Below are 20,741 nucleotides of genomic sequence, written 5' to 3' on the forward strand. Positions count from 1 at the left end.
TCTGGGTGATCAGATACGTCCTACATCCATGACTTGAGATAAAGAATTACCCTACACCCGCTATAGCCCCGGTCTGGCTGCGCGGAAAATGTCTCAGGGTTAACTTCACCGGGTCGCCGTTCTAAGGGCGACTGGGTGTGAGAACCCATCATTCAACTTCGCACCAAGGCTTGTGTCATGGCAGCCGTGCGCGGGCAGGCTTTGGCCTGGCCGGATTTCCAAGTTGGCCGGTTCTCACCCCGTGCATGGCTGCCACCTATTTCCCGTGAGAAGGAGTCGGTAGGCAGTTTCCTCAAGGCTCAATTTGGGAATTGCATCATGAAACAGACGGACTCTGACCGACCCGAAAAACTCAAACCCACCGCCGAAAAGCCCTTCTGCAACTGCGAAGCCAGCCACCCGCCGCTCTTCGCCATCCGCCCCGGCATCGACGCCGCCGACGCCTTGGTCCACGCCTGTCTGCTAGCCCGTGGCCTCAACCAGATTGCCTCTGACTACGCGCAACACCACGCCCCCGAGCGCAGCCGTGACATTGTGTGGTCGATGCAGCATTCTGCCGAAAGCCTGTCGGCCATCCTTGATGGCCTGCTCGACGGTCAGGAAGCCTGACCGCCAGCCCCCTCACAGCGGCTGACCGCGGTCCACCTTGCTGCTGAGGATGATCGACGTGGTGGTTTTCTCCACCCCGTCGACACTGCCGATCTGGTCAAGCAACTGGTCCAGTTGCTCGGGTGAGTCCGTGCGCAGCCAAGCCACGTAGTCGAATTCGCCGCTTACCGCGCACAACTGCTGCACTTGCCCCATGGCACTCAAACGCCGCACCACGTCCTTGCCGGAGCGCGGTTGCACCTTGATCCCCACATACGCTTGCAGCCCGCCACCGATCACACTTTGCCCAAGGCGCACGCCATAACCGGCAATGACCTTGGTCTTCTCCAGCCGCTCCAGGCGCGAGTTGACCGTGGTACGGGCGATACCCAGCTGGCGAGCGAGGTTGGCCACGCTTTCACGGGCGTTGATCTGCAGCAGGGCGATCAGCTGGCGATCGATTTCATCCAGGGTGATAAGGCGGGCATCCGACATGGCGAGTCTCTACGGTTGGCCCGCTAGCCTAGCCAGCCAATGCCAATCAGGGCAAGGCCAGCCGCTGCCGACGCGGCCCCTGTAGGAGCGGCCTTGTGTCGCGAAAGGGGTGCGTAGCGCCCCCAGGATTTGTGCATCAAGCAGATATCGCCGAGGCCAGAGCATGCTCCGAAGCATATTGCCAGGCATGAAAAAGCCGCGCATTCGCGCGGCTTTTCAGTAGCTGGTGGGCCCACACGGACTCGAACCGTGGACCAAAGGATTATGAGTTCGGTATGAACGCCGATATCTAAGCAAAACCTTACCATCGTAAGCGTAAGTACAGCAAGGGCACAGTAGCGGGCGAAGCGATGTTTAGCGTAGATTCGCGAAATAGGAAGGAACCTACCACTGTACCTCAGCTGTACCGGTGAGAGGTCTTGACGAAAACAGCAGTGGTAAGACTTGGTCGTGGGAGCTAGCTTGGAATTTTCAACGGTTGTGCAGCCTCAGCGACAGCTGGGCATCGAAATCAGCGACCTGCTGGAAGCGGGTCCGTTGAAGCGTCTGTGCTTGGTCTCAGCATTCGTGGGGCTTAGGGCAATTTTACGTTTACGAGACTCGATTATCGAGCAGAAGGAAAGCGGCGCTGAGGTTGTCATCATCGTTGGAATAGACCTCGGGGGGACCACAAAAGAGGTTCTAGAGGAGCTTTTACGATGGGGGTGCCAGGTTTATGTGGCGCACAATGCTGTACCGAGAGCAACTTTCCATCCCAAGTGTTACATTTTTGAGGCAGAGGACAATGCGGTCGCTTATGTAGGTTCTAATAACCTAACCGATGGCGGCATGTACTCCAACTACGAGGTTGCTGCCGAATATAGCTTTGACCTGCCAGCAGACGCAGGGGCCTATAGTGATTTTTTGCAGCAGCTTTCGCCTATAACTTCCCCAGCGCAAGATATAATTCAAGAGCTGACAGCGGAATTGATAGCTGCGCTGGTGAGAAGGAATCAAATACCCACCCAGGCCGAGATTGGAGAGTTACGGAAGCGACAACGTATTGTTGTTCGCCGGGGAAGTGACGTCCCAGAGAACCCCTTCCCATCCGTGCCGACTCCTAGAGCACCATTGCTAGATAAAGCACTCCGTGGTGAAAATGACACAACGGGTGAAGCTCCAGAGGTCAATGGGGAAGGCGAAGGTCTGCCTCCTGTTGATCTCGCAACTGTGGCCAAATCTCTCGTGTGGCAGAAAAAATTACCTGCCACAGACTCTTTGCAAGTGAAGCCAGGCACTAAGCATGTAGGCGGCGTACGCTTGGTGCAAGCCAAATTTCGGGGGGGTGATGGAGAGGTTATTGATCAAACCACTTACTTTAGAGAACTGTTTGACGGTTATAAGTGGGAGCGAGAAGAGGGGCGGCATAGGAAGGCGGATCAGGAACACACGTTCATCCCAATGCGTTTGGTCATTGATGAGATCAACTATGGTGTGCGCAATTTTGAGGTCAGTCACAAGCCTGATGGTGAAGCAGGACAAGATAACTACACTACAATTTTAAGGTGGGGTCGAGATCTGAATGGTTTCATACAGGAGCAGAATATAACCGGAAAAGTTCTGCGACTGTATGAAACCGTTGGGGATGAGGCTGATTACCTAATAGATATCAGGGATCAGTGATCTTCCGATCCCTTTCGCTGCCTGCGATTCTTCAGTGATACCCAAGCATCAAAGAGCTCCTCCCCTTGATGCTTGGTGAAGCCTGCTAGTTCAAGAACTTTTAATCCGTGGCTCGTTAGCACGTCTGTCATGCTTCCAGTTCGGACGAGAGTATCTAGCCGCTGTATATCCAAATTGCTATTTGTAGGTATTGGTATTAAAAGCTTTTCAATTTCCGACGGAACGAGCTCGAGCACTCCGCCACCGTAGGTTCTACCTTCAAGTTCTGCAGAGAGTGCGGTCAAAGGATTTAGGAATGCCGTCACAAGATCCTGGGCATCTACAAATTTTGACGAAATTCGGTAAGCCGTATCAGTAGTATACGCTTCTGCAGAATTCAGGATTAATCTCGGAACATCATGAGACCTTTTCAACATGCCGATTTGGCTGCTTGAAACGGACGGCACGGTATACCAATATTTTCTGATACGGGTTTTGTATCGAGTATGCAGATCCTGCGCAATACCAATTTTTAGGTAGTCGGCCACCTCGCTGTATTTATCTGCGCTTCCTTCGGGGAACCATAGAAAATTAGACGGCAAACCTTTTTTTCTGTTTTCGGTGTGTTGTCTGTCGTCGTAAATCACCCCTGGACAATGCTCGCTTCTGCCAAACATAGGGTGCGACCAACTGCTCAGTCGGTGTGCTTTTACAGTTTCGTCATTTACGAGAAAAAAACTATTGGCCCCGGTGACAATGCCTACATCGACCTTTGCAATACTCTTAAAACGGTGAACCGTCTCGAATTGCTCGGCAGCGTCAAGGAGCTCTAGAGACGACTTGCTGAGAAACGCTTTAGTCCACTTCCCCTCTACCGTCCGCCCATTTATTGCGTTGACAGAATTAAAGATGGCCGTAGGGCTCTGCGTTAGGAACTGATCACCTCTAACTTGAACTAAACCTAGGCCGTGACCATAGTCAGATTCCGATAATTTTTTTTCGGCCATTAAAATCACGGCCCCTTGCAATGTCCCTTCGAACCAGATTTCTTCTGGATCAATGATCACGATTTTCTTGCAAAGATGCCCGAGAAGAGTTCGCAGGGACTGCGCGTGTAGAACGTGAATAATTTCCGAAGGGATCACCATCCCTAAGCGGCCACCGGGCTTTAACATTGCAATAGCTGCCATTACAAATGGCACCCACGCATTCGTGTGCTTAGTGAACTTACAGTTTAGCTGCTTAAAAATTGCTTCCGCTAAGTCCTGAAACTCCGATGGTAGGTATTGGTACCGTATGAATGGCGGGTTGCCAATAACTGCATCATATTCCTGATTGTTCATCGTGAGTTCGTCAAGAGCAACTCTCAGAAAGTCAGTGTTTTTGATGCGAGCGGAAATGTTCTTTTGGCCTGCAAGGATAGCTGCCTTTTTGGCTTCAATAGGATCGAGCTCGAAAGCCTTAACTGTGATGGACTCATCAAAGCCAGCATCAGCTAAAGCAGCAAAAAAGGCCCCGTCCCCACAGCTAGGTTCTAAAAACGTCTTCGCGTTTGACTCTTTCATCCAACGGGTGATGAATGTTGCAATTTTTACGGGCGTGTAATAGCCGCCGCGCAGTTTCTGTGCGCTTTCGTTAGCCATGAAATTCATGCTGGGTTTTTGCTCTTCAAGGAGTCTGGTAGCGATGAATATTGGTTTGAACCAAACTCAAGCATGTGCTCTTCAGCAGACTTTATAAACCAATCTTTCAGCGTCATTCCCTGTGCAGAAAGTGCCGAATAGAGGCGGTTCTTAAGCTCCACTTCTACCTCGATGACGATGCGCCCCGAGCTTCCCTTTGCCATGCTAGTGCTCCAAAAAATTTCCATGTAATGTAACATATGTTATGTGACATGGGTAGGGTTTTTGGCTGTCGATAGCCTACAGAGGCTGGTGATGCCCTGTGCGAGGCAGCGCTTGGCTGCTGCGAAAGCGCTGTCTGTCGTGTAAGGCGCTATCCCATCAGAGCTAATAGCAGCTATAGGTCGAGATCCCAGATATCGTTAGAAGATGCAAATGCCTCGAGTAAGTAATCTAGTGCGACTTCTTTTTCATTTGATGAGCCTACCTTGAATATTTCCTGGCAGAGCTCGAAAGCGTAATCGGGTTTCGAGCGAAACTCATTAATCATAAATTCTCGGTGACTGATATCTTTCATTGGTTCGGTTCTTCTCGTAAAGGATTCGCCCCATAATTTCTGTAGTGCTGCATTGCAGCCTTCGGAATTCGACAATGAGATCGTTGAAAGAGCTTCGGGGTATAGCTCCATTATCGGCTAGCGAAATTTTGAGAATGCCAGAAATACGTCCAAGATCTCCGTTTATCTTAGCTAGCTTCTCTATCGCTCCAAGGTCTGCTCTTGATCTGACGCGAATATTCATACCAAGCGCTCGCAGATAGGCTGAGCGGGACATGCCAGCATCGTTGGCACGTTCAGTTATCATCTCTTTTTCTTGTTCAGTGCCCCACACCTCAATCGGCCTTCCGCGCCTCCGAGGTGTGGCCTTACCTTTGGTGCAGTCTGTCATTGATTGTGCTCCTGTTGTCACTTTCACCCTTAGACGCGGCAGCGGTTGCGTGCCTCGCAGAGCAAGATCCGTTGAGCCGAAGGCGAATAAGGGTAGGTGGTGTGGGGGAGCAAGCGCAGCTTGTGGACCCACAACACACATCTTGCCGTCTTGTTGTAAGCGATTAAAGGAAATATAAAACGCAAAATCTACCATCTGCATTAACTTTCAATAAATTGCTTAAGTTGCCTTGAGTTGCCTTGAGTTGCCTATAGTTGCATATAGTTGCGTTTGATTTAATTAGTTTTAGATGTGTAGTCATTTCGTGTTTTCTTAGACTTTCATTCGTGCTAAAACCAACTGCATTAGTAGGAGGAAAGCCGATGCGAAGTGATAGTCTAAAGCGTATCAAGAGAAGAGCTGGGCGCGCCGAATTCTTCTCGATCAGGGAGGAGTTGGAAACGAAAATACTGCTTGGTCACACACTCAAAAATCTTTATGCCGAATATGTGGATAGATTTAGTTTTGGATATGTTCAGTTCACACGATACGTATCTCGCTACTGCAAGAAATCAAGGTCATTTGTCATGACAGGCTCACATTGGGGGCAAAAATGAAGCAAGCATTTAGATCAATAGCTGTAGCTACTATTTTTCTTCTCACGCAGCAGAACGCTTTCGCTATCTACTGCGCAAATTGTTCTACATTTTATCAGCAAATGTTTGAATATGCGGAGCAGGTCAACACGGCGCTGAACACGGCCGAACAGTTACAAACGCAGATTCAGCAGTATCAAAACATGGTAACTCAGGGCACGGGCTTGCCAGATTCGATGTTCGGCAGCATCGCGGCGGACTTAAAAAACGCGGTCAATATCTATAACCGCTCGCAGGCTCTGGGCCGCCAAATCCAGAACATGGACTCTCAGTTCCACACGGCTTTTCCCGGCTTCGAGTACTACCTGAATCAAGCAGCGAACTCGGCAGAGGTCCCGGCGCAGGATCGCTATAAGAAGTGGTCGCAACAGGGCCGCGACAACGTGAAAACGGCGATGGAAGCGACGAACCTCAATACCAGCACCTTCGAGTCCGAGGACGCTCAGCTAAACCGAATGGTGGCTCGTTCGCAGTCAGCCGTTGGTCGGATGCAGGCGATTCAGGCGGGCAATGAAATTGCCTCGCAGAACGTGCAGCAACTGCAAAAGCTGCGCGACTTGCTGGCCACGCAAATCAACATGCAGGGCAACTACATGGCTCAGCAAGGCGACCGGAAGGCTGTCAGCGAAGCAGCGGAACAACAATTCGAGGCCAGGAAAAATAACTGGGGACCTTCGGAGGATTTTTAACCATGTTTATTTCTAAGATTTTTATTGCTGTGTTGTGCATCGCTTCTGCTCTTGGTGGTGCTTTTGTGTCCGGTGTCGTGGTGTCCATCAACACTATATGCGAGATTGCTGAACGGCCTACGCCGACTGACGCTGATAAAAAATTCGAAGCCCGGAAAAACATCTGGGGATCATCTGAGGATTTCTAACTATGCAACGTTCAGCATTTATCGCGTTCATCGGTGCGGCGCTACTGTTTTCGGTCGGCACTGCTGCCGCAGCAGGAGATATAACCCAGGGCAATGAAATGAATGGTCTTTTGCGGATGCTATATGACGCCGCAAGTGAATGGTCACCACGTCTCCAGGGCTATGCACTCAAATTACTGGGCTCCCTTGCACTAATCCAGCTAGTGTGGACGTTCATGCCTCTAGTCATGAAACAAGCTGACCTAGGCGAGATTGTTGGTGAACTAATCCGTTTCTTCATGGCAGTCGGCTTTTTCTACGCCATTATTGAGCATTCCGTTCCTTGGGCGACAGCAGCAGTTAATAGCTTCCGGGAAGCGGCGGGAACGGCCAGCGGTTTGGGTCGAGCGATTCAGCCGGGTGATATGTTTGCAGTGGCTGTCGATTTCTCACGCACTATCGTAGAGGGAATCTCTGTTTTCTCTCCGGGTAAAGCGATCCTCATTGCGATTGTTGGCTGTTTAGTTTTATTGTGTTTCGCATTCATCGCGGCATTCATGTTTGTGACGCTTGTAGAGTCGTATGTCATCATCAACGCCTCCGTGCTGTTCTATGGTTTTGGTGGTTCGCAGTGGACACGCGATTTTGCTATCGCTCCGCTCCGATTCGTTATTGCAGTTGGCGCTAAGCTGTTCGTCCTAACCTTGATCGTAGGAATTATCGTCACTTCCGCGAAGTCGTGGTTAGCAGCATATACCAACGACGAAGCGTCATTGATGACATTGGCGGGCTTGGCTCTGGTATGCGCTTATCTGACTAAAACTATTCCCGAATTGATCGGTGGGATGATTAGTGGCACGTCGATGGGCGGCGGCTCGGCAATCGGTGGTATGGCGGCGGCCGGTGCGGCTGGTGCTGCGGCGGCCATTGCAACCTTTGCAACAGCAGGTGCCGCAGCTCCAGCGGCGGCAGCGATTGGTGCGGGCGGGAGTACCGCAGGCGCTGCCGGTGCGGCTGGCGGCCTTGCCGGCTCGCTCAACTCCAGCATCGCTGCCGGTGCTACCTCGGCCGGTGTGGCGGCCACCTCTGCCGGCGGCGCAGCGTCATCCGTAGGTATTGGCACCAGTACCGGCGGTGGGGTCGCCGCGAAGGTTGCGAGTTCGACCGGCTCACGTTTAGGTGGCAGCACTGCTAGTTCGACACAATCGGCTGCACCTACGCAGCCCAGCAGCGGCGTACAGCCGGCCGCCAGACAGGCAGGGAAGGCTGCGCAGGGCAACGACGAAAAAGACCCGCAAGCGACACCAAAAGGGGGATCTGTCAGCGCCGGTAACGCGCTTTCGCAATCGGCCAATGGTGGCGCAAAGATGCTTGGCGTGATGGCCTCGATGGCAGTGCCGGGTATGGAGAATGCGCACTCACTGTCTCTTGGTGCGGGATCTTCGCCGGCTATTCCTGACGGTGCTAGCTCGATCATTCCAGCCAATGGCGCGGAAACAATCGCGGAAGCTGCGCAAACAGAATCTAACGTCATCCGTCCAGCCTCGGACGCAAGCCCCCCTGCAAGTCGACTAGCCTCGTTCAATGTGCCCGGCATGGCCTCAAACAACCACACCTCGGAGAAATAACCATGATGGACATACTGATGTTCGCTGGATTCGTAGTAATCGTATCGACGTTTGCCATCTGCATGTGGGCGCTCGGTCGATGGCTGCGTAGCAAGGGCTACGGGCCGCAACTCGATAGGTTGGATCGTCAGTACACGGCCTTGCAGCTTCGAGTAAGCCCACTCGCCTTGTCGGCTTCCTATCGCATGTTTGCCGGCGCACAGGCTATAAATCGCCTGCCTTTGCTGGGCAGCAAGAATAGCGCAGCCCTGAATCAGCAGGCGTTGCTGGCCATCCAGGCCGCGCAGGAAGCACAGAAGCAGCAGAAAGCACAGAAGTAAGAGAGACCTGCCACTGCCACGGCTCTCTATCCAGCACTGCTATGCAAATCTATGAATTGAGAGCGTTTTTCATAGATAGATAGCACATAAGGGGAGTTCTCCCAACCAAGCTTCATATTTAGTCTTTCGGCTTAAAAGTCCTACACCAGTTGAGCAGAATATGTCTTGTCAAATAGTTGAAGGTGTGTAAATTGATAGGAACATCTCTCTCTTTCCATTCTCGACTTAACCAGTCTTTCTCTTTCTCGATATTAGGTTTTTCCTCGAATTTAATTGGTGCCTTGGACATTAATGATGGAAAACGTTGACCCGTATGAAGATAGTTTGATCTATGACCATAAACAGTTGATAGGATTTTTTTTATATTTTCCAAACTCCAGATGACACGAGCATCTATATCATCAGGTCTGCTGCAAGGCTCACCCGGCAAGTGGCGAAGACAAAAGCCAATAAATTTAGAGGTGGCTTTAAGGGTAGGGGCAACAATAGGGGCGACTTTATGTACTACGGTGGGGTCGGCGCAGTTTTGTAGAGTTTCATATAAGGATGGAAAGCTATCTTTTAATACTTGTTCGGGTGATATTTCAAACTCGGGTTCAACCACAGCAGCTGTTTCAAGAGCTGAAACCATTAAAATCCAACTCAGATTCGGATCATGGTCCACCATGTCAAGGGCATCCTTGTACAAACATGCGGATCGTATAAATGCTTTGTAGCGATCCGGCGTTGCAAATTCAAGGCTTTCCAGGGTTGATAGATGGCCCTCTGACGGTGAGCAAATTGCCGCCGTGACGTCTGGAAGAATAGGAAAAAGTTCTGCAGTGTGCAGACCGGGAGGTGAGAATTGTTCTGAAAAACAAGGTTCTCCGTACGGGTCACCGAATTTAGAGTTTGGAGGATTAAATCTTCTGCTAATGCCGGCACAAAAAACTTTGATACCTAATCCTATCGATATAAGACCAGAGATCTCGTCACCTACATGGGCATCAAAACTCAATGTTTCTTGTTGCTCTTTTTTTGAAGAGTTATTTATAAAGAGACGCACCCTTGCGGTTATGAGCGTCTGAGCAATATCGTCTTTTGCTATGCTATTGAAGATGAATGTATAGGGTCCAATTTTAACTTCGCTACACAAAATTGCATTAGGCGCAAATAGCTGGTACTCCTCCATCATAAACCAATTAGTAGTTTTGGATGAGCTCCAATTTTCCAGTGACCAGGGTAATAAATTATTCGACATTTCGACTTCCTTGGCTTTATGAGACTATTCACCTAAGACGGGTGAGGTAGAGATAAACTGGGGGCGCATTACTAGTGCGCGGTTAGTCATTGACTATAGAAAATTATTAGTAAGAATCGGCTATGCTATATTCATCCTGCATAATTTAAAAGCATTTTGGCGGCTGTGCGTCGTTCTGGTTGGTCGTTCGCTACTAGACCTTTACTTTTTGTGTGTCCTCGGATGCCGCAGACGGCGCGATGCACTTGGTGGTTTTGGTGGTAGGTGTTCGACGGTGCCGCCCTTCCTTTTGGTGCACAACGGCCGTAGGCCGACCAAGAGCAGCAGGCGATGAGCTGCGCCATCAAGGCGCGGAGCTTAGCGCCCATGATGGAGATTCTTAGAGAATCTTGGATGGAATCTGCGAGCGGCCCGCAAAGGCCCGCCGGTGCTGGGTTTTCAGAAACTGGCGGGGTGCCGTTAAACAGGGGATTGGATACTGTTAAACGGGGGGATGGGTGCCGTTAAACAGGGCGGCGCAGCGTTAAACTCGGATGCCTTGGGTCGCCCGATCTCCCATTTGCCCTTAGCATACTCGTTCAGTCTCCAACCAACGGTAGCAAGCTCGACCAACGCCTTGCGTGCTGTCTGGCGGCGTTTTTTGATGGTATTCAGGTTCGTCGGTTCATCCGGCCAAACATAGCCGCATAACGTGTTCAGCTCTACCCGCCCTGACTTGCCGAGGTCGATCCAGCCGCACAGTCGCTGATGAATCAGACGGGCAGGATCGGTCTGTAGCTTCCTGACTTCGGCCATGTCTATGCGGATGTGCTGCCCTCCCATGATTGCGCGCGCAATAAGAGGGTTCAATGCTACATACAGCTTGCCCTGCTGCTCATCACTTGCGTACTCGGACAGCAAACGGAAGCCCTGCCGCTTGCTTCCATTTTGCGCAATGATAGAGACTTTCCAGAGCCTCTCAATGCAATCGCGTACTGGCCTCGTATTATCTATGTCCGCATACCCAACCTCACGGGCCAGCGACCGATAACTACCCTTGACCACCATCGCATCCTGCTGGACGGCTTCCCACTTAGGTTCGAGAAATAGCCTGAGCTGACGACCGGCTTCGGTCTGAGGGTCGGGAGAAAGTACAAGGCCAGAAGGCCCAGCCATTGCTACCAGTCCTTGCAGAATGCGGAGATCGTCGGCCCCCAATGGTTCCGGCCCGCTGAACTCGATGCGCTTGCCGTTACCGTAGTCATACGCAACGTCCAGCTTATTGCGCTTGCGTTCGCCACGTTTGAGGCTACGGAACAGGCCGGGTGCAAGACAATGCACCGGGTCGTGCCGGGCATGAGTCAACTCATGCTTGCTCACGTTGACGCCCTTTTCCGCTGTCCTGCTTGACGTTCAACAACTCCACCGGCATCAAAACGCCGCCGTCGCGGCGTTCATACCATTGCTCATGCGGTGCAGCGTCGTAATTCTGTTTGCTGACACCAAAGCGGACAAAGAAGCCGCGCCGGTCGTTGCCGATGGGCTGACGGTCATAGGCGCGGTCGCTGAGGCTCTGGGCCTCGTCCTCTGTCATCTTCGCAACGAAGCCACACCAACGGGCATTGTCGATTAGAGCAGATGCGCCACGTGCTGCCTGCTGTTGATCCGTCTGCCCTTCGCGGGCACTGCCCTTGCTGACATGGTGAAGGTACAAAACTGAGGCCCCAGTGCAGGTCGCAACATGCTCAAGCGTGGCGACGAGTCTTGCCATATCGCCATTGCTGTTCTCGTCCTTGTCATGAATGCGGCTCAGGGTATCCAATACTATCAATCGGCTGCCTTCACAAAACTCAATTAAGCGAACAAGGTGCCGTTCATCCATGACGTTCAGGCGTTTGCCCATGAGCGGCTCCACGATGAGGTTCTGAGCGATTGCGCAACGAGCGTCTCTGTTCAGGTGGTGGCCTATCGCATGAATACGGCGCACTAACGCAACGTTCGGGTCTTCGCCTGCGAGATAGACCACCTTTCCGGTTAGTGCTGGAGAGAGCCCAACAAGGTCGCCTCCGGCAACGCTGCACGCGACAGACATGGCTGCCTCGAGCGCCCAGTAGCTCTTGCCGGTGGCTCCTGGGGCGATTAACGCCCCTACCGTGCCTGCAAGGAAGCCAGGCCATATGAAATCAAGCTGCGGGGGAGGAGTTTCGAAAGCTGCGGCTAGATCGATAGCCATCAAATACGCCCGCCATCTTCGAAGGAGTCGGTGCTAAGGGCTTCAGCAATTTGAGAGGTCCGGAAGTAGACCCTGCGGCCTATCTTCAGGCGGGCTCTGTTGATGGGGAGGGTCCAAGGGTTTTGCGTTCTCAGGCTGATTCTTAGGCCATCTGGTGAACGATCCAAAATCGTCGCCAACTGAGGCAAGCTCAATAGCGGTCCAAATCGCTCCAAAAGGTTTTCTTCGATGCCCATCGCTCATCTCCATTTCTGATCGGATTTATCCGTATCGTAGGGAGTGCACTGGTTGATAACATTCTTTTAATTGGTCATTATGGTTGACATGAGCGCAAGTGAAACAGAAATCCCAGTCTGGCCCAACTGTTCACCGATCATGGAAGCGGCGGTGCGAGAGCTCGTCGCCAACTGGCGGCCGTACTCAAGCAGCGCGAGACGTTTTCCGATACGCAGGCTGGTTGAGCAACTGATCGACCCGGCTATCGCGCTGCTGTGTGTCGATGCGGTGTTCCAGCGATACATGTTGGGTGCACCGGGAACTACCGCCCTGAGTGATCTGATCCATTCAATTCACTACAAGGGAGCTATGCAGGCTCAGCGAGTTCTGATCCGACAGTACATGAGTGCGACGCGTCATACTGGAGAGGAATCGAGAGAAGTGATCGGGACGCTTGAAACATTGGTGGAGGTAATCGGAGCGTGCGGCCGCAAGCGTCCAGCTCGCTCACGATGTACCGTTGAGGGCGTAACTCAAAATGCGCAGCGCAACAGAGACTTTTGTGAGGTGTGCGGGCAGCCGTCTGAACTCGCTCGTCTGATCAATACAGGTGATTGGCCAGAAAGCGCCGATACCGACTACGCACTGCACCTCAGTAGTCGGTATTGCGCTTCCCATCGACCTCGGCATGCTGATGGGACTTGGAACCCGCAGTATCAACGGGCAAAGCGCTCAAAGAATCTCTTTAATCTCGAACTGGCCCGGCTCACAGAACAAAGTGCTCAGCGCACTCCGTCACCGAAGCATGACACTCCTGCTGCCGAACTTTTTGCTTTCCATATCACGCATGGCAACGGTTTTACCGCTGCAGATGAAGGTGCACTGCGGGAGCAAGCGCGCCTTATGATTGATGCTCGCCTGACGGACGCCAAGAAACAGATGCTGATTCTTCGGGCGTCCGGTTTGAACCAGAGCGAGATTGCTCGGAGGATGGGTATCAGTCGTCAGGCAGTGTCGAAGGCGCTGGGGTCGATTCCTTCTTCTCTCCAGTTCGCCGACGCGCCAAAACATCCAGTTCATTGACTAAATCTTCAGCTCGTAGATGGGTGTAACGCCGGAGCATTTGCATTGATCTGTGGCCGCTGATGGCGGCGACCTTTTGGTCGCTGAGGCCACCTTCTACTAAACGGCTGACGGCTTCATGACGCAAGTCATGGAACCTGAAATCGGCCAGACCGAGATTTTTCTTGATGTCTAACCAAACCTTGTTGAAGTTGTAGGGGCGACGTTTACCGTCTTTGCCAGGTTCACCGAAGAAAACCAAATCAGAGTCGAGTGGACGAATCGGGTTGGCCAATGCCTCGCGGAAAGCGGCAGTGGCATCGGTTGTCAGTGGGACGGTTCGAGGCTGTGTGTTTTTGGTATCAAGCAGGCGGACGATACGGCGCGCTACATCCACCTGACCGCGGCGCAGGGTAGTGATTTCGGAAGAGCGCATGCCAGTTTCTAGTGCGATGCGCACGATCCAATTCAGCATGGGATTGCTGTGCTTTTTAACCGCAGCAATGAGTTTGCGCTCTTCATCAGCGGTAAGGCGGCGGTCACGTCCTTCTCCTGGGCTTGGCTTTCTGATGTTCAGCACAGGATTGAACGTTAGGCCTAACCCCCATTCTTGAATGGCCACCGTGAACAGGTGGCTCAGCAGCGCTAGCTCCAAGCGCACCGTATTGTTGCTGGTTGGCTGACCGCGTGTGGTAAAAGTGGAGAGACGCTTATCCCGGTAATCGGCTATCACTTCGGCAGAAAGTGCAGCGAGCGAGTATTTACCCAGCCCATTGATTAACTGCTTCGCCTTGGTGGTCTCCGCCCGCTGAGTCGTTGGTTTCTTCGTCGGCGTGATTTCCCTGAGATATCGCTGCAAGGCTTTTTCTAGCGTCAGTCGCTCGGACCCGCTGCGCTGGATATACACACCCCGCACCATTTCATCTTCGGTGCGTCGTGACCAATCTTCGGCGTCGCGTTTGGTGCGGAAGGTTTTGGCGTTGGTCGGCCATCCGGTCTTGCGGATGACGGCCTTCCAGGTGCCGGCAGGGGTTTTGACGATTGTGGCCATCTGAAGGACTCCAAAGGCGTGCAAGCGAAGCCGCACTGTACCTAATTTGTACCTTCGGACCATAGGACTGATCCGGCTGCCACAAACCCAAAAAGCCGAAAGCCGCGTACTACGCGGCTTTGAGTTTGGTGGGCCCACACGGACTCGAACCGTGGACCAAAGGATTATGAGTCCTCTGCTCTAACCGACTGAGCTATAGGCCCTCAGTAAGTGCCCGGATTATAACGAGGGTTTCGCACCTGTGCCATCTGAAAGATCCGATAGTGCTATGCGAAGGAACGAAGCGGCGAATTCCTCTGGCGGCAGTGGCAGGCTGACGATGTAGCCCTGGATCTGCTCGCAGCCTTCCGCTGCCAGGAAACGCTGCTGCGCCTGGTTTTCCACCCCTTCGGCAATGATGGTCAATTGCATGCTGCGGCCCAGCGCGATGATCGCCCGGGCGATGGCTGCATCGTGGGGGTCGTCAGGCAGGCCGCGGATGAACGACTTGTCGATCTTGAGGATATCCAGCGGCAGGCGCTTGAGGTAACTCAGCGATGAATAGCCCGTGCCGAAGTCGTCAATGGCCAACTGCACGCCCAGTTTCTTCAACTGGTGGAGCACGACCAAGGCTTCTTCGGCCTGGCTCATGATGAAGTTCTCGGTAATTTCCAACTGCAGGTCGCCCGCCTTCAGGCCGTAGGTCTTGAGTAATTGCTCGATGCGCTTGGCCAGGCCGTGATGGCGCAACTGGGCGCCAGCCAGGTTGATCGAAAGCGGGCCGAACGCTTCATAGTCCCGCTTCCAGCGATGCATCTGCCGGCAGGCCTGCTCCAGTACCCAGTCACCCAACTGCAGGATGGTGCCGTTCTCTTCGGCCAGGTGGATGAAGTGCTCGGGCGGCACTTCACCGAAGGTCGGGTGGCTCCAGCGGATCAGTGCTTCGGCGCCGACCAGGCTCTGGGTCTTGAGGCTGAGCTTGGGCTGGAAGCACAGGCTCATTTCATTGCGCTCCACGGCGCGGCGCAGTTCATGCTCCAGGGCAATGCGTTCGCTGGCCTGGGCGGTGAGGTCGCGGGTGTAGGCTTCGACGCGGTTGCGGCCCTTGGCCTTGGAGCGGTACATGGCGGCATCGGCGTTGCGGATCAGCGTGGCAACGTCGCTGCCGTCTTGTGGATAAAGGCTGATGCCAATGCTGGCGCTGGTGAAGAACTCGTGTTCGCCAGCCTGGAACGGTGCGTTGAAGCAAGCCAGCAGCTTGTTGGCGATGGAGCTGGCGTCGCTGGGCTTGTGCAGGCCGGGCAGCAGGATGATGAACTCGTCGCCACCCAGGCGGGCCACGGTGTCGACGTCGCGTACCTGCTCTTTCAGGCGCTGGGCGATGCCTTTGAGCAGCAGGTCGCCGACCGGGTGGCCGAGGCTGTCGTTGATATGCTTGAAGCGGTCAAGGTCAAGGAACAGCACCGCACCCTGGCGGTTGGACACCTGCGCACAGGCCAGTGCAGCCTGCAGGCGGTTCTCGAACAAGGCGCGGTTGGGCAGGCCGGTCAGTGGGTCGTGGTGGGCTTGGTAGTCGAGTTTGGCCTGGGCATGCTTGAGGCTGGAAATATCAGCGAACACCGCGACGAAATGGGTGATTTCGCGCTCGGTGTTGCGCACCGCGCTGATGGTCAGCCAGCTGGGGTAAAGCTCCCCGCTCTTGCGTTTGTTGAAGATCTCGCCTTGCCAGTGGCCTTCAGCGGTCAACTGGTGCCACATGGCGGCGTAGAAGGCACTGTCGTGCTGGCCGGAGGCGAGCAGGCGCGGGGTTTGGCCGAGAGCTTCGATTTCGCTGTAGCCGGTAATTTCGCTGAACGCACGGTTGACCGCACTGATGCGCTGGTCGATGTCGGTAATCAGTACGCCCTCGGCAGTGTTCTCGAATACCGTGGCGGCCAGTTGCAGTTTTTCCTGCATGAGGTGGCGTTCGGTAATGTCGCGGGCAATGGTCAGCATGCAGTCGATCCCGGCAATCGGCAGTGGCCTTGCTGAGAGCTCGCACAAGCGGATTTGCCCGTCGCTGCGGCGAATGTGGCAAGTGAAATCACGCACGAAGCCGTCGCGGTTCAACTGGTCGACCAGGCGTTTGCGCTCGTTGAGGTCGACCCAGATGCCAAGGTCCAGCGACGTCTGGTCGATGGTCGGGTTTAGATCGTAGCCGGTCAGGCGGCAGAAGCCTTCGTTCACCTCCAGCAGCAAGCCGTCACTCTGGCGTGACAGCAGCAGCCCGTCGGGTGAGGCATGGAAAGCTTTGGCGAATTTTTCTTCAGAGGTTTGCAGTTGCTGCTGGGTTTCCTTGAGCTGGCTGATGTCGCGTACCGCCACTACCAACGCGGGGGTGCCGTCGAGCTCGAAGGTTTCCGCCGAGGTCAGGCCGGTAAACAATTGGCCATTGCTGCGACGGAAGGTCATTTCCAGGTTGCGGATACCGCCTTGGTGCAGGCGCTCCAGCACCCGTGGTCCGCTGCCTTCTACGCCCCACAGGTTGAGCTCGGTAGCGGTACGGCCGATCACCTGGTCCGGCACCAGGCCGATCTGTTCCTCGAACGCCTCGTTCACCTCCAGCAGGCAGCCATCGCTGTGGCGGGCGATAAGCAGGATGTCGGGGCATTGCTGGAACACCGAGGCGAATTTTTGCTCGGACAACCGCAGGGCGTCCTCGGTGCGCTTGGTTTCGCTGATGTCGATCATCAGGCCGCGCATCACGGGGTGGTGGCCATGTTCGATCATGCTGACGATGTTGCGTACCCAAAGCGCTTGGCCGTCGGCGCGGATGACTCGGTAGTCGAGGCTGTGGTCGCGCCCAGCGGCGGTTTCGCTGTCGCAGTACGCCTGGGCCCAAAGGGCATCTTCCGGGTGCAGTATGCTGCGCCAGAAGCCCGGTTTCAGCCAGTCGGTCAGCGGGTAGCCGAGCAGGCCCTCGGCGTGGGGTGACACATAGCTGTAGGTATAGTCGTTCGCGTCGGCTTCCCAGGCAATGGCTGAAAGGCTTTCGACCAGCCCACGGTAGTGGTATTCGCTGCTGCGCAGCTCCTGCTCCAGGGCAATGCGGCGGGAAATTTCCGAGCTGAGCCGGCGGTTGATGCGGATGACAATGGCCAGTACGCCCATCAGGAACAGCACGGTTGGCAGGCCGTACACCAGCAAGTCGGACCAGAACATCCGCTGGTCGACCACATTGCCCACCCAGCGCTGCTGGATCTCGCTGATTTCGCCGCTGCTCATGTCGGCCATCACTTTGTCGAGAATGCCGACCAGTACGGGATTGTTGCGCGGCACGGCCATGGCCAGTTGATAGCGATAGGGCGTTTCACCGCTGACATACAGGCCATCGAGCTTCAGCTGGCGCAGGCTCCAAATACTCGATGCCAAGTCCCCGACCACAGCATCCACCTGGTCGGTGGCCAAGGCCTGCAGTGCCGAGCTGACGTTAGGCAGTGCCACCAGGTTGAGGTCTGGGTGGTGGGTGCGCAGCAACTCATGTGGCGCATAATTTTCGACCACGGCAATTTTCAGCCCATACAGGTCTTGCAGGTTGCGCGGTTGAGCGCCGCCCTTGTGGGCGAGGATCACGATGGGAAAGTCCAGGTATGGCCGGGTGAAGGACAGGTAGGCCTGGCGTTCTGGCGTCGACATGATGCCGGGCAGTAAGTCGATTCGGTTTTCGCGTGCCTGTGCCAATACCTCGGTCCAGTTACTGGGCTCGACCGGTTTCAGTGTCACGCCCAGGCGTTGCTGGATCTTGGCGATGTAATCGGCGGCCAATCCCTGGTAGCGGCCCTCCTGGTCGCGAAACTCGAACGGCGGCCAGGAGGCATCTACGCCCAGGCTCAGCTGCGGGTGGGCAGCCAGCCAGGCTTGCTCCTCGTCTGTCAGGGTAAGGGCGCCGGCCGTTGTGTTCCAGACAATCAGGATCAGCAACAGGATGGCCGGCTTCAGGGGCATGACGGCCTCGCTTTCAGGTGGTCTGAAGTCGAGTGTAGACGGGCATTGCTGCTGATGTGGGGAAGAACAAGAGGCCTTTTGTCAGATAGAACAGGGCCTTGCGCCAATGCCGGGGCGGCGTGGCGTATGGCACCGGCTTTGTCGGTGTTCGCGGCTGAAGCCGTAACCACAGGGGATCGCACATGCCCCCGGCCTGGGCCTAATGCGAGTCAGTTAAGAAATTTGGGGTCGCTTTGCGACCCTTCGCGGGCACGCCCGCTCCCACAGGGGATCGCGCATTTCTTGAGTGGGAGCGGGCGTGCCCGCGAAGGGCTGCAAAGCAGCCCCAGTAACGCTTAACTAACAGGCATTAGGCCTGCCGGGATTTGTTCATCACTCGTCGAGGAAGGAGCGCAGGTGCTCGCTGCGCGTCGGGTGGCGCAATTTGCGCAACGCCTTGGCTTCGATCTGACGGATCCGCTCACGGGTCACGTCAAACTGCTTGCCTACCTCTTCAAGGGTATGGTCGGTGTTCATGTCGATACCGAAACGCATGCGTAGCACCTTGGCTTCGCGTGCGGTCAGGCCCGAGAGCACGTCACGGGTGGCTTCTTTCAGGCTCTCGACCGTGGCTACATCGATCGGGGACTGCATGGTCGAGTCCTCGATGAAGTCGCCCAGGTGCGAGTCTTCGTCGTCACCGATCGGGGTTTCCATGGAAATCGGCTCTTTGGCGATTTTCAACACCTTGCGGATCTTGTCCTCAGGCATTTCCATGCGCTCACCCAGCTCTTCCGGGGTCGGTTCGCGACCCATTTCCTGCAGCATCTGCCGGGAAATACGGTTGAGCTTGTTGATCGTCTCGATCATGTGCACCGGAATACGAATGGTGCGAGCCTGGTCAGCGATCGAACGGGTGATTGCCTGGCGAATCCACCAGGTGGCGTAGGTCGAGAACTTGTAACCACGACGGTATTCGAACTTGTCCACCGCCTTCATCAAGCCGATGTTGCCTTCCTGGATCAGGTCGAGGAACTGCAGGCCACGGTTGGTGTACTTCTTGGCGATGGAGATAACCAGACGCAGGTTCGCCTCGACCATTTCTTTCTTGGCGCGGCGGGCCTTGGCTTCACCGATCGACATGCGACGGTTGATTTCCTTGATCTCGGCAACGGTCAGGCCGGTTTCGGTCTCAAGGTCGATCAGCTTTTGCTGGCAAGCGACGATGGCGGCGTCCTTTTCACCCAGGGCAGCAGCCCATTTGGTGTTGCGCTTTGCCAGGTCACCGCTCCAGGTCTGGTCGGTTTCGTTGCTTGGGAACATGCGCAGGAAGTCGGCGCGCGGCATGCGGGCGTCACGCACGCACAGCTGCATGATGGCGCGTTCTTGCTGGCGCAGACGGCTCAAGGCGTCACGCACGCGCTCGACCAGTACCTCGAACTGCTTCGGTACCAGTTTGATCGGCATGAACAGGTCAGCCAGGGCCTGTAGGGCCTCGATGCTTTCCTTGTGGTTGCGACCGTGTTTCTTCAGAACCTTGTTGGTGACCTGAAGCTGGTCGTTGACCGCACCGAAACGCTGTGCGGCGACAACGGGGTCGGGACCGCTTTCGGTCTCTTCTTCGTCGTCACTGCCTTCGCTTTCTTCGTCTTCCTCGTCCGACTCTTCCTTGGCCGCTGGGGCCTTGGCGCCGATGACCGGCACCTCGTCGGTAGGCGCTGCGATATTGTCGTCAGGGTCGATGTAACCGCTGAGAACATCGGACAGGCGGCCACCTTCGACGGTGACACGGTCATATTCGCCGAGAATGTAATCGACAGTGCCCGGGAAGTGGGCGATGGCGCCCATGACTTCACGAATGCCTTCCTCGATACGCTTGGCGATTTCGATCTCGCCTTCGCGGGTCAGCAGCTCGACCGTACCCATTTCGCGCATGTACATGCGCACCGGGTCGGTCGTGCGGCCGATATCGGTTTCAACTGCCGCCAACGCAGCAGCGGCTTCTTCGGCCGCGGCTTCGTCGGTGTCGGCTTCCGCCAACAGAAGGGCATCCGCATCCGGAGCACTCTCGAATACGTTGATCCCCATGTCGTTGATCATGCGGATGATGTCTTCCACCTGTTCCGGATCTGAAATATCCTCAGGCAGGTGGTCGTTGACCTCCGCGTAAGTCAGGTAGCCCTGCTCACGACCGCGGGTGATCAACTCTTTGATACGAGACTGCTGTTGCGCTTTTCCGGACATAACACCCTATCCACTGAAGGTCTTGGCGGGCAAAAAACAAGC

General features: G+C 54.7%; 19 protein-coding genes and 1 tRNA gene. 8 read left to right on the top strand and 12 right to left on the bottom strand.

From position 1 onward, the window contains the following. The first annotated feature begins 318 nt into the window (after positions 1 to 318). A complete protein-coding gene (locus tag K4A76_RS01775) occupies positions 319 to 609 on the top strand; it encodes a hypothetical protein (protein WP_033690402.1) in 291 nt (96 codons plus the stop codon). Between the two features lie 12 nt (positions 610 to 621). On the opposite strand, the gene K4A76_RS01780 is transcribed toward K4A76_RS01775, so the two are convergent. Further along, entirely contained in the window at positions 622 to 1,083 is a 462-nt protein-coding gene (locus K4A76_RS01780; protein WP_029887892.1) for an Lrp/AsnC family transcriptional regulator, read from the bottom strand. A gap of 462 nt (positions 1,084 to 1,545) precedes the next feature. On the opposite strand from K4A76_RS01780, the gene K4A76_RS01785 reads away from it, so the two are divergent. Continuing rightward, positions 1,546 to 2,745, top strand: coding sequence for a phospholipase D family protein (locus K4A76_RS01785; protein ID WP_274411421.1), 1,200 nt, complete (start codon positions 1,546 to 1,548; stop codon positions 2,743 to 2,745). Here the strand turns inward: K4A76_RS01785 and K4A76_RS01790 are convergent. The 3 genes from K4A76_RS01790 to K4A76_RS01800 form a co-directional block, all read right to left on the bottom strand. Further along, on the bottom strand, positions 2,739 to 4,367 hold the full coding sequence (locus tag K4A76_RS01790; RefSeq protein ID WP_274411422.1) for an Eco57I restriction-modification methylase domain-containing protein: 1,629 nt from the start codon (positions 4,365 to 4,367) through the stop codon (positions 2,739 to 2,741). The two genes, K4A76_RS01785 and K4A76_RS01790, sit on opposite strands and share 7 nt — an antisense overlap. 5 nt (positions 4,368 to 4,372) lie before the next feature. Beyond that, positions 4,373 to 4,570 (bottom strand): hypothetical protein, encoded by a 198-nt coding sequence (locus K4A76_RS01795; protein WP_274411423.1) that lies wholly within the window; start codon positions 4,568 to 4,570, stop codon positions 4,373 to 4,375. A 318-nt stretch (positions 4,571 to 4,888) separates the two neighbouring features. Continuing rightward, complete coding sequence (locus K4A76_RS01800; protein ID WP_274411424.1) at positions 4,889 to 5,494, bottom strand: plasmid mobilization protein; 606 nt, start codon at positions 5,492 to 5,494, stop codon at positions 4,889 to 4,891. Between the two features lie 161 nt (positions 5,495 to 5,655). Here K4A76_RS01800 and K4A76_RS23810 point away from each other — a divergent pair, with 161 nt between their 5' ends. The 5 genes from K4A76_RS23810 to K4A76_RS01820 are packed head-to-tail and all read left to right on the top strand — an operon-like array spanning position 5,656 to position 8,732. After that, on the top strand, positions 5,656 to 5,889 hold the full coding sequence (locus tag K4A76_RS23810; protein WP_443218409.1) for a TraK family protein: 234 nt from the start codon (positions 5,656 to 5,658) through the stop codon (positions 5,887 to 5,889). Next, positions 5,886 to 6,617: a P-type conjugative transfer protein TrbJ gene (gene trbJ / locus K4A76_RS01805; RefSeq protein WP_274411425.1), complete on the top strand. Its 732-nt coding sequence runs from the start codon at positions 5,886 to 5,888 to the stop codon at positions 6,615 to 6,617. The genes K4A76_RS23810 and trbJ overlap by 4 nt, the downstream gene beginning before the upstream one ends. 2 nt (positions 6,618 to 6,619) lie before the next feature. Further along, entirely contained in the window at positions 6,620 to 6,805 is a 186-nt protein-coding gene (locus K4A76_RS01810) for a hypothetical protein (RefSeq protein ID WP_274411426.1), read from the top strand. Positions 6,806 to 6,807: 2 nt separating this feature from the next. Continuing rightward, on the top strand, positions 6,808 to 8,412 hold the full coding sequence (gene trbL / locus K4A76_RS01815; RefSeq protein ID WP_274411427.1) for a P-type conjugative transfer protein TrbL: 1,605 nt from the start codon (positions 6,808 to 6,810) through the stop codon (positions 8,410 to 8,412). A 2-nt stretch (positions 8,413 to 8,414) separates the two neighbouring features. Next, positions 8,415 to 8,732 carry a hypothetical protein gene (locus K4A76_RS01820; RefSeq protein WP_274411428.1) on the top strand — a complete coding sequence of 106 codons (318 nt, stop codon included), beginning with the start codon at positions 8,415 to 8,417 and terminating at the stop codon, positions 8,730 to 8,732. Positions 8,733 to 8,850: 118 nt separating this feature from the next. Here the strand turns inward: K4A76_RS01820 and K4A76_RS01825 are convergent, their stop codons facing one another. From K4A76_RS01825 to K4A76_RS01840, 4 genes are all read right to left on the bottom strand, one after another. Continuing rightward, positions 8,851 to 9,972, bottom strand: coding sequence for a hypothetical protein (locus K4A76_RS01825; RefSeq protein WP_274411429.1), 1,122 nt, complete (start codon positions 9,970 to 9,972; stop codon positions 8,851 to 8,853). 459 nt (positions 9,973 to 10,431) lie between these two features. After that, complete coding sequence (repC, locus tag K4A76_RS01830) at positions 10,432 to 11,331, bottom strand: replication protein C, IncQ-type (RefSeq protein WP_274411430.1); 900 nt, start codon at positions 11,329 to 11,331, stop codon at positions 10,432 to 10,434. Continuing rightward, a complete protein-coding gene (locus K4A76_RS01835) occupies positions 11,318 to 12,184 on the bottom strand; it encodes a helicase RepA family protein (RefSeq protein WP_274411431.1) in 867 nt (288 codons plus the stop codon). Before K4A76_RS01835 ends, repC begins: the two co-directional genes overlap by 14 nt. Continuing rightward, a complete protein-coding gene (locus K4A76_RS01840) occupies positions 12,184 to 12,420 on the bottom strand; it encodes a DNA-binding protein (protein WP_274411432.1) in 237 nt (78 codons plus the stop codon). Before K4A76_RS01840 ends, K4A76_RS01835 begins: the two co-directional genes overlap by 1 nt. An 88-nt stretch (positions 12,421 to 12,508) precedes the next feature. On the opposite strand from K4A76_RS01840, the gene K4A76_RS01845 reads away from it, so the two are divergent. Further along, positions 12,509 to 13,483, top strand: a complete 975-nt coding sequence (locus K4A76_RS01845) for a LuxR family transcriptional regulator (RefSeq protein WP_274411433.1) — start codon at positions 12,509 to 12,511, stop codon at positions 13,481 to 13,483. Here K4A76_RS01845 and K4A76_RS01850 read toward each other — a convergent pair. From K4A76_RS01850 to rpoD, 4 genes are all read right to left on the bottom strand, one after another. Then, the gene (locus K4A76_RS01850) at positions 13,398 to 14,513 is read right to left on the bottom strand and encodes a site-specific integrase (RefSeq protein WP_274411434.1); all 1,116 of its coding nucleotides are present in this window, start codon (positions 14,511 to 14,513) and stop codon (positions 13,398 to 13,400) included. The two genes, K4A76_RS01845 and K4A76_RS01850, sit on opposite strands and share 86 nt — an antisense overlap. A 126-nt stretch (positions 14,514 to 14,639) precedes the next feature. Then, positions 14,640 to 14,716 (bottom strand) — tRNA-Ile (locus K4A76_RS01855). 16 nt (positions 14,717 to 14,732) lie between these two features. Next, on the bottom strand, positions 14,733 to 18,476 hold the full coding sequence (locus K4A76_RS01860; protein WP_274411435.1) for a bifunctional diguanylate cyclase/phosphodiesterase: 3,744 nt from the start codon (positions 18,474 to 18,476) through the stop codon (positions 14,733 to 14,735). A 372-nt stretch (positions 18,477 to 18,848) separates the two neighbouring features. Beyond that, the gene (gene rpoD / locus K4A76_RS01865; RefSeq protein WP_182389893.1) at positions 18,849 to 20,699 is read right to left on the bottom strand and encodes an RNA polymerase sigma factor RpoD; all 1,851 of its coding nucleotides are present in this window, start codon (positions 20,697 to 20,699) and stop codon (positions 18,849 to 18,851) included. Positions 20,700 to 20,741 lie beyond the last annotated feature (42 nt).

Source organism: Pseudomonas sp. NEEL19 (assembly GCF_028751975.1).
GTDB lineage: Bacteria > Pseudomonadota > Gammaproteobacteria > Pseudomonadales > Pseudomonadaceae > Aquipseudomonas > Aquipseudomonas juntendi.